The following is a 1,669-nucleotide window of genomic DNA, read 5'->3' as shown; positions in this document are numbered from 1 at the left end:
CGCTCGATGCGCCGATCGGCACTGACATCCGTGCCTATCTCGGGCTGGATGATAACGCCATCGAAATCAGCGTGACGCCTAACCGTGCCGACTGCTTGAGTATCATTGGCGTAGCCCGTGATGTTGCGGTGCTGAACCAACTGCCGCTGACGGCACCGGACATTACGCCGGTCGCCGCAACGGTTTCCGATACTTTCCCGATCCGCGTAGAGGCGTCTGACGCTTGCCCGCGCTATCTGGGACGCGTGGTGAAATGTATTGATGTGAAGGCGGCAACGCCGCTGTGGATGCGCGAGAAGTTACGTCGTTGTGGTATCCGCTCAATCGATGCAGTGGTGGATGTGACCAACTACGTGCTGCTGGAGTTAGGGCAACCGATGCACGCTTTCGATCCGGATCGTTTAGACGGCGGTATTGTGGTGCGTCTGGCACAAGAAGGTGAAACACTGACGCTGCTGGATGGTAATGAAGCGGCGTTGAATGCTGACACCCTGGTCATTGCCGATCACAACAAAGCGCTGGCAATGGGCGGTATTTTCGGCGGTGAACACTCTGGGGTTAACGGTGAAACCCGTAACGTGCTGCTCGAGTGTGCCTATTTCAATCCGCTGGCAATCACCGGGCGTGCGCGCCGTCACGGCTTGCATACCGATGCCTCGCACCGTTACGAACGTGGTGTCGATCCTGCGTTGCAATACAACGCGATGGAACGTGCGACCCAACTGCTGCTGAGTATTTGCGGTGGTAATGCCGGGCCGGTGATTGATGTGACCAATGACGCTCATTTACCTGCCCGTGCAACCATTACGCTGCGCAGAGAAAAACTGGACCGTTTGATTGGGCATGTCGTCCCAGACGAACAGGTAAGTGATATCCTGACTCGCCTCGGTTGCAGCGTGGTACGCACTGATGCTGGCTGGACAGCAGTAGCACCGAGCTGGCGTTTTGACATGGAGATTGAAGAGGATCTGGTGGAAGAGGTTGCCCGTGTTTACGGCTACAACAATATTCCCAATATCCCGACCCATGCGCCGCTCACCATGACATCGCACCGTGAAGCGGCGCTTTCGCTCAAGCGCGTGAAAACGCTGCTGGTTGACCGCGGTTATCAGGAAGCGATTACCTATAGCTTTGTCGATCCTAAAGTGCAATCGCTGATTCATCCTGGTGAAGAAGCGCTGATTCTGCCAAGCCCGATTTCCACCGAAATGTCAGCAATGCGTCTGTCGCTGTGGAGCGGTTTGCTTGGTGCGGTGGTGTATAACCAAAACCGCCAGCAGAGCCGTCTGCGACTCTTTGAAAGCGGTTTAAGATTCGTTCCTGATAGTCAGGATAAACTCGTTATTCTTCAGAATGTTATGTTAGCTGGCGTGATTACCGGGAATCGCTATGATGAACATTGGGATCTGGCGCGTCAGACGGTTGACTTCTATGATCTTAAAGGCGATTTGGAGGCGCTGCTGTCACTAACAGGTAAACTTTCGGAAATTGAGTTCAAAGCCGAATCACATCCGGCGTTGCATCCGGGCCAGAGCGCAGCGATTTATCTGGCAGGGGAACCGGTTGGTTTCATTGGCGTAATCCATCCAGAGCTGGAACGTAAGCTGGATCTGAATGGCCGTACTGTAGTGTTCGAATTGAGCTGGAACAAGGTCGCAGACCGCGTGGT

The 1,669-nt window shown here is 54.5% G+C and carries 1 protein-coding gene; it reads left to right on the top strand.

Annotation, left to right across the window (positions count from 1 at the left end; genetic code table 11):
- On the top strand, nt 1-1,669 hold a 1,669-nt coding region (gene pheT / locus QZ506_RS14825), incomplete at both ends, for a phenylalanine--tRNA ligase subunit beta (RefSeq protein WP_291972062.1).

It is taken from the genome of Candidatus Symbiopectobacterium sp., assembly GCF_020054415.1.
GTDB lineage: Bacteria > Pseudomonadota > Gammaproteobacteria > Enterobacterales > Enterobacteriaceae > Symbiopectobacterium.
This window is presented reverse-complemented; position numbering and strand designations above follow the sequence as displayed.